The organism is Pseudomonas sp. DVZ6, from assembly GCF_024259445.1.
GTDB lineage: Bacteria > Pseudomonadota > Gammaproteobacteria > Pseudomonadales > Pseudomonadaceae > Aquipseudomonas > Aquipseudomonas peradeniyensis.
On record NZ_JANCLM010000038.1, the window covers coordinates 37,903 to 52,365 of the forward strand.

Here is a 14,463-nt window from a genome sequence, read left to right on the forward strand (position 1 = left end):
ATCGCGGGACCAGCCCGCTCCCACAAAATTCGACCTGCGATTGCGCAGTCTTGTGAGGTTTCCCGCTCCCCGTCAAGAGGCGTACCCCCTTTAGGTAATTGGCCCGGTCGCTGCGCCAGCCTACAGTCCAGCCCAGGTCCAGCGGCCGCGTGACCGGTTTTCCCCTCACAACCAATAACAACCAGAGGAAAAACGCCATGAGCTCCAGCGCAGCGCCCACGGGCGCACTCCAGCAACGGCTGGGGGTGTTCGACGTGGTCGCCATCACCGTGTCGGCGGTGACCCCGGCCAGTTCCGTGTTCGTCATCGCCCCCTTCGCCATCCAGCAGGCCGGCAGCGGCGCCTTTCTCTCGTTCATCATGGCCGCGGCCCTGGCGCTGATGTTCGCCTGGTGCTACGCCGAGCTGGGGCGTGCCCACAGCTCCGCCGGTGGTGAATACGTGTACGCCAAGCGGGTGTTCGGCGGGCTGGCCGGCTACGCCACCTTCCTCACCGTGCTGGCCTCGATGCTGTTCATCCCGCCGGTACTCGCCGCCGGTGCCGCCACCTACCTGAACAACGCCCTGGGTACCACGTTCGACACCCAGGCGGTGGCCCTGGTGATCGTGGTGTCGAGCTATGCGCTGGGCATCCTCAATATTCGCCTGAACGCCTGGATCACCGGGTTGTTCCTGTTCTGCGAAGTCGCCGCGCTGCTGGTGATCGTGACACTGGGTTTCGGCAACGCCAGCCAGCCGGTGGCAAGCCTGCTGCAACCGCAGATGCTCGAGCAGGGCAGCCTGGTCGTCGCGCCCTGGGCGCTGGTGCTGGGGGCGGTGGGCATGGCCCTGTTCGCCTTCAACGGCTACGGTGGCGCGGTGCTGCTGGCCGAGGACATGAAGGACCGTGGCCGTACCGTGCACCGGGCGGTGCTGTGGTCGCTGGCGGTGGTAGTGGCGATCGAGGTGATACCACTGGCGGCGCTGCTGATCGGCGCACCGTCGTTGCAGGCGATGCTGGCCAGCGGCGACCCGATCGGCTACCTGCTCACCGCCCACGGCAACCAGACCCTGGCGCGGCTGGTCAGTGCCGGGATCTTCCTCTCGGTGTTCAACGCCATCGTCGCCATCGTCATCCAGGTCGGCCGGGTGGTGTACAGCAGCGGCCGCGATGCGATCTGGACGCCAACCCTCAACCGCGCCTTCACGCTGATCCACCCGCGCTGGGAATCGCCGTGGCTGGCGACCCTGTTCCTGGCCGTGCCGTCGGCGTTGCTGAGCCTGTCCGGCAGCCTGGAACAACTGACTTCGTTCACCGTGCTGCTGTTGTTGCTGATCTACCTGGTGGTGGCGGCCTGCGCACTGTGCAGCCGGGTGCTGCGCCGCGACCGTGAGCACCCGTACCGCATGCCGCTGTGGCCGTTGCCGGCGTTGCTGGCGGTCAGCGGCGCCGGTTGGCTGCTGGTGACCTTGCTGCGCGAGGCATCGCTGCGCGACCTGTTGATCATTCTCGGGCTGCTGGCCGTGTCGATGGTGTTGTACAGCACCCACGGCCGCCTCAGCCCGACTTTCCAGAAATTGTGAGCATCCAAGGAGTACACATGCGTGCGCGTCAACTGGGCATCACCCTCGGCCACGGCACCCCGGGCCCGTTCAATGCCATCACCGACGTTCCAGGGGTACGGGTCGGCCACAGCACCCTGATCGACGAGCAACGCCCGGCGCCGATCCGCACCGGGGTGACCCTGATCGAGCCGCGCGCGGGCGCGGCCCGTCAGCAGCCGTGCTTCGCCGGCTGCCACGTGCTCAACGGCAACGGCGACGCCACGGGGCTGGAGTGGATCCGCGAGGCCGGGCTGCTGACCACGCCGATCGCCATCACCAACACCCACAGCGTCGGCGTGGTGCGCGACGCGCTGATCGGCGCCGAGCGTGAGCGCCTGCCGGACGACGCGGTGTACTGGTGCATGCCGGTGGTGATGGAAACCTACGATGGCCTGCTCAATGACATCTGGGGCCAGCACGTGACGCCGGCGCAGGTGCGCCAGGCGCAGCAGGCCGCGGAGTCAGGCCCGGTGCAGGAAGGCCCGGTGGGCGGTGGCACGGGGATGATCTGCCACGAGTTCAAGGGCGGCATCGGCACCGCCTCGCGGCGCCTGGAGGACGGGCAGGGGGGCTGGACGGTCGGTGTCCTGGTCCAGGCCAACCATGGCCAGCGACGCGAGCTGCGGGTCGACGGCTATCCGGTGGGGCGCCAGCTGGGTCACCTGCCGTCGCCCTTCGCCGAGGCCGAGGCGGGCACGCCGGGGATGGGCTCGATCGTGGTGGTGATCGCCACCGACGCGCCGTTGCTGCCGCACCAGTGCCAGCGCCTGGCGCAGCGGGCGTCGATCGGCATCGCCCGCACCGGTGGCGGTACCGAGGACTCCAGCGGCGATATCTTCCTGGCGTTTTCCACCGGCAACCAGGGATTGCCGCCCGCTGACTACGGGCGCAAGGGGCTGGCCCAGTGCACAGGCGTGCAAATGCTCAACAACGACCATATCTCGGGGTTGTTCATGGCGGCGGCGGAGGCGGTGGAGGAGGCGATCGTCAATGCCTTGCTGGCGGGGCGGACGATGCAGGGCAAGGGTGGGCTGGTGGTGCCGGCGCTGGAGGGGGATACGCTGCTGACGGCGTTGCAAGAGGCGGGGTGGAAGCCTCGTAACTAGCAGTACCGTTTCCCCCCTGTAGGAGCGGCCTTGTGCCGCGAAAGGGCTGCGCAGCAGCCCCGGCAACTCATGCGTCGACGCTGAGATCCTGGGGCTGCTTTGCAGCCCTTTCGCGGCACAAGGCCGCTCCTACATAGGGCGTTAACGTTACGAGCGGGCACCTGCCAAGGCAGCACTACCACCCCGCGAAACCCGCAACGCCACCAGGCTGCCGACCACGATCAACCCCGCCAGCGCATACAGCGCCGCATCGGTCGACCCGGTCTGGTCCTTGATGAAGCCCACCAGGTAAGGGCTGAGGAAACCGGCCATCTGCCCCACCGAGTTGATGATCGCCAGGCCCGCCACGGCGGTGCCGGCGGTCAGCAGCGCGGTGGGCATCGGCCAGAACATCGGCAGGCCGGTCAGCGCGCCCATGGTGGCGATGGACAGGCCGAGGATGGCGATGGGCGGGTTGCCGGCGAAGTTCACCGCGATCAGCAGGCCCAGGGCGCCCATCAGCATCGGCACCACAAGGTGCCAGCGGCGCTCGTTGCGCAGGTCCGCCGAACGGCCGACCAGGATCATGAACACACCCGCCAACAGGTACGGGATGGCGCTCAGCCAGCCGATCAGCAGCGGGTTGTCGAAGCCCATGTTCTTGATGATCGACGGCAGCCAGAAGTTGATGGCGTAGACGCCGCTCTGGATGCAGAAGTAGACGAAACCGAAGGTCCAGATCAGCGGGTTGGTCAGCACCGACAGCACGCTGTCACCGCGGGTGGCCGGCTTGCTGGCTGCGTCGGCCTTGAGGTCCGCCTCGATCAGCTGGCGCTCGGCCGGGCTCAGCCACTTGGCGGTCTGGTAGCCGTCACTGAGCAGCACGATGGCCAGCGCACCGAGCACCACGGTGGGCAGCCCCTGGATCAGGAACATCCACTGCCAGCCGGCCAGGCCATGCTGGCCGGCGGCGAAGTGCTCGAGGATCCAGCCGGAGAAGGGGCCGCCGAGCAGGCCGGATACCGGGATCGCCGACATGAACAGGGCCATGATGCGGCCGCGGCGGTCCGCCGGGAACCAGCGCGAGAGGTACAGCACCACGCCTGGGAAGAAGCCCGCCTCGGCGGCGCCGGTGAGCAGGCGCAGGGCATAGAACTCGGTGGGGGTGGTGACGAAAAGCAGGCAGGTGGACAGGCTGCCCCAGGCGATCATCATCAGCGCGATCCAGCGCCGCGGGCCGAAGCGGTTGAGTGCCAGGTTGCTGGGCAGGCCGCAGAGCACGTAGCCGATGAAGAAGATGCCGGCGCCGAGGCCGTACACGGTTTCGCTGAATTTCAGCGCGTCGAGCATCTGCAGCTTGGCGAAGCCGACGTTGACGCGGTCCAGGTAGTTGAACAGGTAGCAGATGAAAATGAACGGGATCAGCCGCAGGGTAATGCGCCGGTACAGCGCGTTGCGGGTGATCTCGATGCCTTGGTCAGGGGCGGGGCTGTGTGCCATGATCGGGTTCTCTGTTGTTATGGTTGTCACCGCGTCGCCTGTGCCGGCGCTCGCCTTGAGCAGTCTCGGGGAGTGTAGCGCGGCTGTCTTTGTGCTTTTGCACAGTGTCAGGTGCAGGCTGCTGTGCCGCCGACCAAAGTCGAAGGACCCTTGCAATGTTCGAGCTGGACCACGACCTGGCCCAGGACATCGTCAACCGGGCGATGGCCATCCTGCCGTGCAACGTCAATGTGATGGACAGCCAGGGCCTGATCCTCGGCAGTGGCGAGCCCGAGCGCATCAATACCCGCCACGAAGGCGCGCAACTGGTGCTGGCCAACGGCCGCATCGTCGAGCTGGATACGGAAGCGGCCAAGTGCCTCAAGGGCGTGCAGCCCGGCGTCAACCTGCCGCTGATGCTCGATGGCCGGCTGATCGGCGTGCTGGGGCTGACCGGTGATCCGCAGCAACTGCGCACCTACGGGGAACTGGTGCGCATGACCGCCGAGATGCTGCTGGCCCAGCGTCACCTGCAGGTGGAGCAGCAATGGCGCCGCCAGCGCTGCGACGACCTGCTGGCGCTGCTGCTGGGCGGCAGCGGTGAGTCACCGCGCCTGGTCGACGAGGCCCAGCAACTGGGGCTCAAGCCCAACCTGCCACGGATTCCCTGCCTGTTCGAGCTGCGCGCCGGGCCGCCTGCCGAAGCCCTGTCGGCCTGGCTGATGAGCCGTTACCCGGACAGCTGGTGCGTCAGCCCCGCGCGCCAGTCGCTGTTGTGGTGCCGCCCGGCGGGCGTGGCGCTGGACGAACCACGCCTGTTCGAACGCCTGCTGCGCCATGGTTGGGACGTCGAACGCCTGGCCCTGGGCAGCCCGGCGCAGAGCCTGGAGCAGTTGCGCCGTGGTTATCGGCGGGTTCGCGATCTGCTGGCCTATGGCCGGGAAGTGCTGCCCGACGAGCGTCTGCTGAGCCTGGCGCGCTACCGCCTGCCGGCGCTGCTCTGGCGGCATCGCAACGACGATGCGCTGGACGAACTGCTCGAGCCGTTGCAACGCATCCGCGCCAGGGATGCCAGCGGTCAGCTGCTGCTCACCCTGCGCGCCTGGTGCGCCCATGACGGGCAGAGCCAGGCCTGCGCCGAGGCCCTGGGAATCCATCGCAACAGCCTGCGCTATCGGCTGGAGCGGATCGCCGAGCTGGGGGAGGTGGATCCGTTGCGGATGGAGGGGATGTTGAGCCTGTATCTGGGACTGCAGTTGATACCGGCGGAGTGATCGGCGGTTACGCGCCTGGTATTTCTGCCAGCTGCGACGTTGATGAATCTGAAGGATAGTGTGCCGGACCATCAGGTTTCGGAGCTTCGCGCCATGAGGTCAGTATCCGGTCAAAGCCTTCGCTCGACGGGCTGCGCTTTGTTGATGAGCGACGCACATCAGTCCGTGTTGCATATTCCCACGCTTGGTAGTGGCCGCGCCTATTGCGTCTATGGCTTCCATTTGCCCTCCGGGCAGCCTTCTGCACTGCTGGCGTTTAATGGCGAGTATGCGGAGACGCAGACAGGCGACTACCTGCTGGGGAATGGCAATCGGACCTACAATCCGGTACTGATGCGTTTTCATAGCATTGATCCCTATAGCCCGTTCGAGCAGGGAGGGCTAAATACATACGCCTATTGCCTGGGAGACCCAGTCAATAACTTCGACCCGACGGGGAACTGGCCTTGGTCCCGGAAATCCTCATCGTCTTCCAGCACAAGCAAAGCTGTTCCTTATGACGTTCTGGGAAACACGATGAAAGGCAACCTCCCCACAGAAATGGGGTGGCTAGAAGGTGCCGTCAATGCTGGATTGGCTGAAGTCAAAGAAATAAAGAATAAGCAAGACCTGGCTAGCGTTGTCAACGAAGTGCCCGAAACCCATTCAAAATGGGTACTCACTAAAAGCAACCAGTTTGTGATTGGTGCGTATCATCTTAAAGGGCCAAAGTTAACGCATGCGGCCATAGCCAACCATGCCAGCATGACGCTCTCGACAAGCCCCGACGTCGTTGCAGCAGGAGAAATCAAAATCAAGAAAAAACAGGTTTTTATCACCGATTGGAGCGGGCACTATCTGCCACCTCCAGGCACATTGAAACCAGCCAGGGAGCGTTTGGGTGCTATTGGTATAAAAGCCACTTCAATGCGTTTCGAGCAATAGAAGAGGTGTTTCAGAATTTACAGGCACCTGTGCTTTCGATCTCTGAAATCCAGTGCACCTGTCACTGAGGGCGCCAAAACAGTCATCTGCCCAAACAACCTCCTGCGAATTTTGTGCATCCGACCGAGGTCGCCGTGCGGCGTACCTGTCAGCATGCGCGACAACAGGACAGGAGAATCCCCATGAAGATCGTCATCGCCCCCGACTCGTTCAAGGACAGCCTCGATGCTGCCGGTGTCGCCCGCGCCATCGCCGCCGGCCTGGCCGAGGTGTGGCCGGCGGCCGAGTGCATCGAATGCCCGATGGCCGATGGCGGCGAAGGCACCATGGAGGCGATCGTCGCCGCCAGCCATGGCGAACTGCGTCGCCAGGTGGTACGCGGCCCGTTGGGCGAGACGGTCGAGGCGGGTTGGGGTTGGCTGGCCGAGAGCCGCACGGCGGTGATCGAGATGGCCCAGGCCAGTGGCATCCAGCTGGTGCCCAACGGCCAGCGCGACGCTTGTCGCAGCAGCACCTGGGGCACCGGCGAACTGGTGGCGGCGGCGTTGGCGGCCGGTGCCTCGCGCATCGTCCTGGCCATCGGCGGCAGTGCCACCAATGATGGCGGTAGCGGCATGTTGCGGGCGTTGGGCCTGCGCTTGCTGGATGCCCAGGGCGAACCGTTGGCCGAGGGCGGACTGGCCCTGGCGCAATTGGCGCGCATCGACGCCAGCGACCTGGACCCGCGCCTGGCGCAGGTCCAGGTGGAGGTTGCCGCCGATGTCGACAACCCGTTGTGCGGGGACAACGGTGCTTCGGCGATCTTCGGCCCGCAGAAGGGCGCCAGCCCCGAGCAGGTGCAGGCCCTGGACCAGGCCCTGGCACATTTCGCCGACCATTGCGCAGGCCTGCTGGGCACGGATGTGCGTGACCAGCCGGGCAGCGGCGCGGCCGGGGGCATGGGGTTTGCCGCCAAGGCGTTCATGGGCGCGCAGTTCCGCCCGGGCGTCGAGGTGGTCGCCGAGCTGGCCGGGCTCGATGGCCTGGTGCAGGGCGCGGACCTGGTGATCACCGGCGAAGGACGCTTCGATGCCCAGACCCTGCGCGGCAAGACGCCGCTTGGGGTGGCGCGCGTGGCCAGGCGACATGGTGTACCGGTGGTGGTTTTGGCGGGGACCCTGGGGGCCGGTTACGAGCAGTTGTACGCACACGGCATCGACGCCGCCTTTGCCTTGGCCAGCGGACCGATGACCTTGGAGCAGGCCTGTGACCAAGCCGAGACGCTGCTGAAGGCGCGGGCCGGGGATGTGGCGCGGTTGTGGCAGGTGGCGCGCCAGCGCTGATCAGAACACCGTCCGGGTCGGGGCGGTGTTCTCAAGTGTGTAGATGACCTGTGGGAGTGGCCCCCCACAGGCACGTTGACGATGTCAGCCCTGATACAAGGCGTCGAGCAGCGCCTTCAGCTGGTCGCGGCCCTGGGCATCCAGCCCGAACACCGGCCGGCGCGGCTCGCCCACCGGCAACCCGGTCATCTCCAGGCCAGCCTTGATGGTCGCCGGCAAACCTCCCTTGAGAATGAAGTCGAGCAACGGCAGTTGGCGGTAGAACAGCGCCTTGGCCTGTTCCAGCTCACCGTTCTGCACCGCCTGGTACAGCCGCAGGTTCAGTTCGGGAATCAGGTTGGCCGCCGCCGTGCACCAGCCCGTGGCGCCCGCCACGAAGGCTTCCAGCGCCAGCGGGTTGCAACCGTTGTAGAACGGTACCTGGCCTTCACCGAGCAGTTGCAGCTTGTGCATGCGCTGGATGTCGCCGGTGCTCTCCTTGACCATGGTCACGTTGTCCACCTCGCGGACGATGCGCAGGATCAGCTCCACCGGCATGTCGGTGCCGCTGGTGGCCGGGTTGTTGTAGAGCATGATCGGCAGGTCGATGGCCGCGCCGATGGCGCGGTAGTGCTGGACGATCTCGGCTTCGCTGAGTTTCCAGTAGGCCGCCGGCAGCACCATTACCGCGTCGGCGCCGTGCTGCTGGGCGAAGCGGGCGCGGCGCACGGCGCCGGCGGTGGTCAGGTCGGAGACGCTGACGATGCTCGGCACGCGCTTGCCGATGCGCTCCAGGCTGTACTGGGCGACCTGCTGCCATTCGCCGTCGCTCAGGTAGGCGCCTTCGCCGGTGCTGCCCAGCGGCGCGATGGCGTGGACGTCGCCGTCGATCAGGCGGTCGATGGAGCGGCCCAGGGCCGGCAGGTCAAGATGTTCACCGTCCTGGGTGAACGGAGTGATGGTGTAGCCGATGATGCCGTGGAATCGAGTGGTCATGGTGTGTGGCTCCGCAAGCAAGGCAAGATGGGGTCAGGCGAGGCAATCGGCGTGCTGGCGCAGGGCCTGCCGGGCGTAATAGTTGAAGGCGGCGCCGTGGCGCTTGGGCCGGTCGATCCAGTCGTGGGCGTCGCGGCCGAGTTCCGGGGTGATCGGCTTGATGGTGCCGGCGGCCATCGCCAGCAGTTGCAGGCGCGCGGCGCGCTCGATCAGTTGGGCGTAGACGCAGGCCTGCTCGATGCTGGTGCCGGTGGACAGCTGGCCGTGGTGCGAGAGCAGGATGGCGCGCTTGTCGCCCAGGGCGGCGCTGATGATCTCGCCTTCCTCATTGCCCACCGGCACGCCCGGCCAGGCCTCGAGGAACGCGCAGTCCTCGTACAGCGGGCACAGGTCCATGTGCGAGACCTGCAGCGGCACTTCGAGCATGGAAAGCGCGGCGACGTGGGTGGGGTGGGTGTGGATGATGCAGTTGACGTCGGGGCGGGCGCGGTACACCCAGCTGTGGAAGCGGTTGGCCGGGTTGGGCATGCCCTGGCCTTCGAGCACTTCGAGGTCTTCGTTGACCAGCAGCAGGTTGCCGGCGGTGATTTCGTCGAAGCCCAGGCCCAGTTGCTGGGTGTAGAAGGTGCCCGGCTGCGGGCCGCGGGCGCTGATCTGCCCGGCCAGGCCCGAGTCGTGGCCGTTATCGAAGAGAATTCGGCAGGTCAGGGCCAGCTTTTCGCGCACAGTCCACGTATTATCGGCAAGCGAGCCTTGCATCTGTGTCAGTGCCTTTTGCACCAGCTGGTCTTTGCTGAGGGTAAGGGTATTGGCCATGGGGAGCTTTCCTCTGTGGCGTGATGACGGATGTCAGGGCTGGCTCGCCCCCGAGCTTTGGACGGTGAGGGGGCGAGCCATCAGATGACACAAATAATCCTATATGACACAAAGTGTCATAAGCAAGTGCGTTTGTTCGGGAAACCCGCGTCACATGTCTATCCGACTGAAACTGCTGAGAAAGAAACTGGGCATCACCCTTGAGCAACTGGCCGACAAGTCCGGTATGACCAAGAGCTACCTGTCCAAGGTCGAGCGCGGCCTCAACACGCCGTCGATCGCCGCCGCGCTGAAGCTGGCGCGGGCGCTGAACGTCAATGTCGAGGAGCTGTTCGACGGCGAGCACGACGGCCAGGCGCGCTACAGCCTGGTGCGCCGTGGCGAGCGCCAGGCGCTGGTGGGCGGCGGCGACGGACCGGGGTATGCGGTGCTGACCTCCCAGGTTGGCCAGCGCAGCCTGCTGCCGTTCCTGATCCAGCCGCCGACCGCATTCAGCGACCCGACCTTCAAGGAACACGAAGGCGAGGAGTTTTTGTTCGTCCACGAGGGGCAGGTGGAGGTGGACTTCATGAGCGAGCGGGTGCTGCTGGAGGCGGGCGACGCCCTGCATTTCAATGCCCAGACTCCGCACCGCCTGCGTTCGGTCGGCGAGCGCCAGGCACAGTTGCTGGTGGTGGTGCAGGGCGGCGAGGGGTGAGGGCGGGGCGATGATCGAGGTCTCGCGGTTCTGGCGTGATCCGGCATTGCCCTTCGTCGAGGCCCGGCGCGTGGGAGATGGCCGCCAGGTGTGCTACGCCGCCCATTCCCACGAGAGTTTCTCCATCGGCGTGATTACCGGTGGGCGCAGCACCTACCTGACCGGCAACGCCCGGCATGAGGTGGCGGCGGGGAGCACGGTGCTGATGAACCCGGGCGTGGTGCACACCTGCAACCCGATCCAGGGCGAGCCCTGGTCGTACCTGATGCTGTTCGTCGACATGCCCTGGCTGCTGGCGCGTGGCTTCGCGCTGCCCTCGGCGACCTTGAGCACATCGGCGGTGCTGTACGGGCAGTTGCTGGCGCTGTTCGCCGGGTTGTTCGAGCCCGGCAACGAGGGTCGGGAGGCGCAGCTGGAGGCGTTCTTCAGGGGCTTGGCGCAGGTGCTGGAGGCGGACGCGAGCGGCCAGCCACCACGCCATCCACGTCTTGAGCTGGCCGCCGCGTTCATCCGTGCCCATCGCCTCGACCCGCTGACGCTGGAGGACATCTGCGCTGCGGCGGGGCTGTCACGGGCCTACCTGATCCGCGCGTTCGGCAAGCGCTTCGGCCTGACGCCCCATGGCTACCTGCTCGACCAGCGGGTGCAGCACGCCCGGGCGCAACTGCGGGCCGGCAGGCCGATTGCCGAGGTTGCGCTGGAGGCGGGGTTCGCCGACCAGGCGCACCTGCAGCGGGCCTTCAAGCGCCACCTGGCGACCACGCCTGGGCATTATCGCAATGGCTGAATACCAGGCATGTCCCACCTGCGCGGGAGATCGCCCAACCCTTTGGGCTACGCTGTAGCGCAGAGAACAGAGTTGCAAGCATCACCAGCGTGGGAGCGGGCTTGCCCCGCGATGCGATGTATGGCACCGGCTTTGCCGGTGATCGCGGGGCAAGCCCGCTCCCACGCTATCTTTGTTGAACCCAAGTGTTGCGTTCATGTTCCATGTGAGCGGGCGGTCCAATAGCCTCACACCATCAGGTAAACCGCGCTCGCCACCAGCAACCCTGCCAGCACCCGATTGAGCAGGCGCATCCGCCACGGCTCGGCCAGGTACTGGCGGATCACGCTGCCGGCCCAGGCCCAGCTGGCCACGCAGACGAAGCAGATCGGCCCGTAGATCCAGGTGAATAGCCACAGCAACTGCTGCTCGCCGCCGGTAAAGGCGCCGATCCCGGCCACCGCCGCCAGCCAGGCCTTGGGGCTCAGCCACTGCATGGCCGCGCCGTGCCAGGCGCTGGGCGCTCGCCGGTTGTCGTCGGCACCCAGTCCGCCATCGTCACTGGCCAGTTTCCAGGCCATGTACAGCAGAAACAGCACGCCACCCCAGTGCAGCAACCGCCCCAGCAACGGCCAGCGCAGCAACAGCTCATGCACGCCCAGCCCCACCAGCACCAGCAGCAGGCAGAAACCCAGGGTGGCGCCGGCGGCATGCCCGATGCTGGCCCGCAAGCCATGGCGTGCGCCGCTGCCGAGGGCAACGATGTTGACCGGGCCGGGGGAGATGGAGGCAGCCAGGGCAAAGGCTGCCATGGACAATGTCAGGCTCATTGGAGGTTTCCATGCAGGAGGAGGGTGTGGCTATCCTGGCTAAGACCGTGACGGGCGTATTGAACAAAAATGCCCTGCCGCACCTGTTACAGCTTTTGTAATAGTTTTGCGCTATCAGAGAAATCTGCTTCGATTGTAGGATCGACATCCCTATTTTCTATCAAGGTCTATATGAGCACCTTCGCGGAGCCCCCCAGTCCCTGGCCGTCCCGGCCTTCCTTCCCCCGTCCTCGTGACGCCGCCCCTGTGAGTACCCGCTAATGGAATGGCTAGCCGACCCCACGGCCTGGCTGGGCCTGTTGACGCTTATCGTCCTCGAGCTGGTGCTGGGTATCGACAACCTGGTGTTCATCGCCATTCTTGCCGACAAACTGCCGCCGCACCAGCGCGACCGCGCCCGGGTGATCGGCCTGTCGTTGGCGCTGATCATGCGCCTGGGCCTTTTGGCCAGCATCTCGTGGATGGTGACCCTCACCGCGCCGCTGATCGAGGTGTTCGGCAAGACCTTCTCCGGCCGTGACCTGATCATGCTGTTCGGTGGCGTGTTCCTGCTGTTCAAGGCCACCATGGAACTGCACGAACGCCTCGAGGGTCATGTCGCCCAGAGCGGCGGCGTGACCCGTCACGCGGCGTTCTGGCCGATCGTCGCGCAGATCGTGGTGCTCGACGCGGTGTTCTCGCTGGACGCGGTGATCACCGCCGTGGGCATGGTCGAACAGCTGTCGGTGATGATGATCGCGGTGATCTTCTCCATCGGTATCATGATTGTCGCCAGCAAGCCGCTGACCCGCTTCGTCAACGAACACGCGACAGTGATCATGCTGTGCCTGGGCTTCCTGATGATGATCGGCTTCAGCCTCACCGCCGAAGGCCTGGGCTTCCATATTCCCAAGGGCTACCTGTACGCGGCCATCGGCTTCTCGCTGTTGATCGAGCTGTTCAACCAGCTGGCCCGCGCCCGTCGCAAGCGCAGCCTGCATCAGCACCGGCCATTGCGTGAGCGCACGGCCCACGCGGTGCTGCGCCTGATGGGTGGGCGCCGGGTCGAGGCCGACGAGGTGGGCGAGGAGATCGCCGACCTGGTGGCCGGTGGTGACGAGCAGGTGGTCTTCGACCGCCGTGAGCGGGTGATGATCAGTGGCGTGCTCAACTTGGCCGAGCGGCCGATCCGCACGGTGATGACGGTGCGGGCCAAGGTCGATGCCATCGACCTGTCGCAGCCGGCCGAGGCGATCACCCAGATGCTGGTCAACTCGTCGTACTCGCGCCTGCCGCTGATCCGCGACGGGCGTATCGAGGAACCGCTGGGCTACGTGCACAAGAAGGAGCTGCTCAAGGAACTGCTGGGCGGTAACCAGCCGGCGCTGGAACATCTGGCCCGGGCGCCGTTGAACCTGCTGGAGAGCTTCAGCATCCTCAACGCCCTGGAGCAGATGCGCGCCCAGTCCACCCACATCGCCTTCGTGGTCAACGAATTCGGTGACTTCACCGGGGTGCTGACCATGACCGACATCCTCGAGTCGATTGCCGGCGAGCTGCCGGATGCGAGCGAGGTGGAGGGGCCGGGCGTGGTCGAGGAGGCGGGCGGTTTCGTGGTCAGTGGCGCCCTGAACCTGGCTCAGGTCCAGGCGCGCACAGGCTTCGCCGCCCGTGCCACCGAGGACTACCAGACCCTGGCGGGCCTGGTGATGAGCCTGCTGGACCGCCTGCCGGTGGTGGGTGATCACCTGGCCTGGAACGGCTGGACCATGACCGTGGTGGCGGTGGAGGAGCGTCGGGTGCGCCAGGTGCGCCTTACACCGAACGCCGACGCTGACGCAGCAGGTGCTTGATGCCTTCGAGCACCAGCACCAGCACGGCGGCCCAGATCGGCAGGTAGGTCAGCCACTGGTCGGGGCCGATGGTCTCGCCCAGCAGCAGGGCCACGCCCACCAGCAGCACCGGCTCGACGTAGCTGAGCAGGCCGAACAGGCTGAACGGCAACAGACGGCTGGCCAGCACGTAGGCGATCAGGGCACAGGCGCTGATCGCCCCGAGCAGCGGGATCAGCCCGTACAGGCCCGGGTGCTCGGCCAGGTCCGCCGCCGACAGCGGGCCCTGGATCACGAAGTACAGGGCCCACGGCAGCAGCAGGCACATGTCGCACCACAGGCCGCCCAGGTGGTCGGTGCGGCAGCGCCGTCTGAGGACGAAGTAGATCGGGTAGCCGATCATCACCAGCAGGGTTTCCCAGGCGAAGCTGCCGTGCTGGTACAGCTCGTGGCCAACCCCGAGCACGGCGAAGCTCACCGCGACCTTCTGCAGGCGAGACAGGCGTTCGCCGTACACCAGCCGCCCGGTCAGCACCATGGCCAGTGGCAGCAGGAAGTAGCCCATCGACACTTCCAGGCTGCGCCCGTGCAGAGGCGCCCAGAGGAACAGCCACAACTGCACGCCCATCAGCCACGAAGTGCCGACCATGCCGAGCAGCAGCAGCGGTGCGCGGCGCACCCGCCCGAGCAGCTCGCCGACCCGTTTCCAGTCTTTCGAGACCAGCATGAACAGCGTCAGGCAGGGCAGGGTCAGCAGGGTGCGCCAGCCGAAGATCTCCTCGCCGTCCAGGGGCTTGAGGAAGGAGGTATAGAAGTACATCACGGCGAACAGACAGGACGCCATGACCGACGAAAGAATGCCTTTTGACACGAATGCCTCGGAAAACGGGAAGTGAGCGGG

The 14,463-nt window shown here is 66.0% G+C and carries 13 protein-coding genes; 8 read left to right on the top strand and 5 right to left on the bottom strand.

Translation table 11 applies throughout. From position 1 onward, the window contains the following. Positions 1–197: 197 nt before the first annotated feature. Positions 198–1,562, top strand: a complete 1,365-nt coding sequence (locus NMG10_RS20555; protein ID WP_232856499.1) for an APC family permease — start codon at positions 198–200, stop codon at positions 1,560–1,562. A gap of 17 nt (positions 1,563–1,579) precedes the next feature. Next, a complete protein-coding gene (locus NMG10_RS20560; RefSeq protein ID WP_254465030.1) occupies positions 1,580–2,689 on the top strand; it encodes a P1 family peptidase in 1,110 nt (369 codons plus the stop codon). 147 nt (positions 2,690–2,836) lie between these two features. On the opposite strand, the gene NMG10_RS20565 is transcribed toward NMG10_RS20560, so the two are convergent. Beyond that, on the bottom strand, positions 2,837–4,168 hold the full coding sequence (locus NMG10_RS20565) for an MFS transporter (protein ID WP_254465031.1): 1,332 nt from the start codon (positions 4,166–4,168) through the stop codon (positions 2,837–2,839). 155 nt (positions 4,169–4,323) lie between these two features. Here NMG10_RS20565 and NMG10_RS20570 point away from each other — a divergent pair, with 155 nt between their 5' ends. The 3 genes from NMG10_RS20570 (at position 4,324) to NMG10_RS20580 (ending at position 7,667) form a co-directional block, all read left to right on the top strand. After that, on the top strand, positions 4,324–5,421 hold the full coding sequence (locus NMG10_RS20570) for a sugar diacid recognition domain-containing protein (protein WP_254465032.1): 1,098 nt from the start codon (positions 4,324–4,326) through the stop codon (positions 5,419–5,421). A 42-nt stretch (positions 5,422–5,463) separates the two neighbouring features. Then, positions 5,464–6,345, top strand: a complete 882-nt coding sequence (locus tag NMG10_RS20575; protein WP_254465033.1) for an RHS repeat-associated core domain-containing protein — start codon at positions 5,464–5,466, stop codon at positions 6,343–6,345. A gap of 182 nt (positions 6,346–6,527) precedes the next feature. Further along, positions 6,528–7,667 carry a glycerate kinase gene (locus tag NMG10_RS20580; RefSeq protein ID WP_254465034.1) on the top strand — a complete coding sequence of 380 codons (1,140 nt, stop codon included), beginning with the start codon at positions 6,528–6,530 and terminating at the stop codon, positions 7,665–7,667. An 84-nt stretch (positions 7,668–7,751) separates the two neighbouring features. On the opposite strand, the gene NMG10_RS20585 is transcribed toward NMG10_RS20580, so the two are convergent. Together NMG10_RS20585 and NMG10_RS20590 are read right to left on the bottom strand one after the other, a co-directional pair. Continuing rightward, positions 7,752–8,642, bottom strand: coding sequence for a dihydrodipicolinate synthase family protein (locus NMG10_RS20585; RefSeq protein WP_254465035.1), 891 nt, complete (start codon positions 8,640–8,642; stop codon positions 7,752–7,754). 33 nt (positions 8,643–8,675) lie between these two features. Further along, a complete protein-coding gene (locus NMG10_RS20590; protein WP_254465036.1) occupies positions 8,676–9,458 on the bottom strand; it encodes an aldolase in 783 nt (260 codons plus the stop codon). 154 nt (positions 9,459–9,612) lie between these two features. Here NMG10_RS20590 and NMG10_RS20595 point away from each other — a divergent pair, with 154 nt between their 5' ends. Both NMG10_RS20595 and NMG10_RS20600 read left to right on the top strand, forming a co-directional pair. After that, positions 9,613–10,155 carry a helix-turn-helix domain-containing protein gene (locus NMG10_RS20595; protein WP_254465037.1) on the top strand — a complete coding sequence of 181 codons (543 nt, stop codon included), beginning with the start codon at positions 9,613–9,615 and terminating at the stop codon, positions 10,153–10,155. 10 nt (positions 10,156–10,165) lie between these two features. Beyond that, a complete protein-coding gene (locus NMG10_RS20600) occupies positions 10,166–10,942 on the top strand; it encodes an AraC family transcriptional regulator (protein ID WP_203647016.1) in 777 nt (258 codons plus the stop codon). 227 nt (positions 10,943–11,169) lie between these two features. Here NMG10_RS20600 and NMG10_RS20605 read toward each other — a convergent pair whose 3' ends face one another. Further along, positions 11,170–11,751, bottom strand: a complete 582-nt coding sequence (locus NMG10_RS20605) for a LysE family translocator (protein WP_232856505.1) — start codon at positions 11,749–11,751, stop codon at positions 11,170–11,172. A gap of 260 nt (positions 11,752–12,011) precedes the next feature. On the opposite strand from NMG10_RS20605, the gene NMG10_RS20610 reads away from it, so the two are divergent. Further along, entirely contained in the window at positions 12,012–13,583 is a 1,572-nt protein-coding gene (locus NMG10_RS20610; protein WP_254465038.1) for a TerC family protein, read from the top strand. On the opposite strand, the gene rarD is transcribed toward NMG10_RS20610, so the two are convergent. Further along, positions 13,546–14,433 carry an EamA family transporter RarD gene (gene rarD / locus NMG10_RS20615; RefSeq protein ID WP_254465039.1) on the bottom strand — a complete coding sequence of 296 codons (888 nt, stop codon included), beginning with the start codon at positions 14,431–14,433 and terminating at the stop codon, positions 13,546–13,548. The two genes, NMG10_RS20610 and rarD, sit on opposite strands and share 38 nt — an antisense overlap. Between the last annotated feature and the right edge of the window lie 30 nt (positions 14,434–14,463).

Excerpts from the sequence above, each read along its gene's own strand:
- NMG10_RS20555 (WP_232856499.1), top strand. The coding sequence starts at position 198 with ATGAGCTCCAGCGCAGCGCCCACGGGCGCACTCCAGCAACGGCTGGGG.
- NMG10_RS20560 (WP_254465030.1), top strand. The coding sequence starts at position 1,580 with ATGCGTGCGCGTCAACTGGGCATCACCCTCGGCCACGGCACCCCGGGC.
- NMG10_RS20565 (WP_254465031.1), bottom strand. The coding sequence starts at position 4,168 with ATGGCACACAGCCCCGCCCCTGACCAAGGCATCGAGATCACCCGCAAC.
- NMG10_RS20570 (WP_254465032.1), top strand. The coding sequence starts at position 4,324 with ATGTTCGAGCTGGACCACGACCTGGCCCAGGACATCGTCAACCGGGCG.
- NMG10_RS20575 (WP_254465033.1), top strand. The coding sequence starts at position 5,464 with ATGAATCTGAAGGATAGTGTGCCGGACCATCAGGTTTCGGAGCTTCGC.
- NMG10_RS20580 (WP_254465034.1), top strand. The coding sequence starts at position 6,528 with ATGAAGATCGTCATCGCCCCCGACTCGTTCAAGGACAGCCTCGATGCT.
- NMG10_RS20585 (WP_254465035.1), bottom strand. The coding sequence starts at position 8,642 with ATGACCACTCGATTCCACGGCATCATCGGCTACACCATCACTCCGTTC.
- NMG10_RS20590 (WP_254465036.1), bottom strand. The coding sequence starts at position 9,458 with ATGGCCAATACCCTTACCCTCAGCAAAGACCAGCTGGTGCAAAAGGCA.
- NMG10_RS20595 (WP_254465037.1), top strand. The coding sequence starts at position 9,613 with ATGTCTATCCGACTGAAACTGCTGAGAAAGAAACTGGGCATCACCCTT.
- NMG10_RS20600 (WP_203647016.1), top strand. The coding sequence starts at position 10,166 with ATGATCGAGGTCTCGCGGTTCTGGCGTGATCCGGCATTGCCCTTCGTC.
- NMG10_RS20605 (WP_232856505.1), bottom strand. The coding sequence starts at position 11,751 with ATGAGCCTGACATTGTCCATGGCAGCCTTTGCCCTGGCTGCCTCCATC.
- NMG10_RS20610 (WP_254465038.1), top strand. The coding sequence starts at position 12,012 with ATGGAATGGCTAGCCGACCCCACGGCCTGGCTGGGCCTGTTGACGCTT.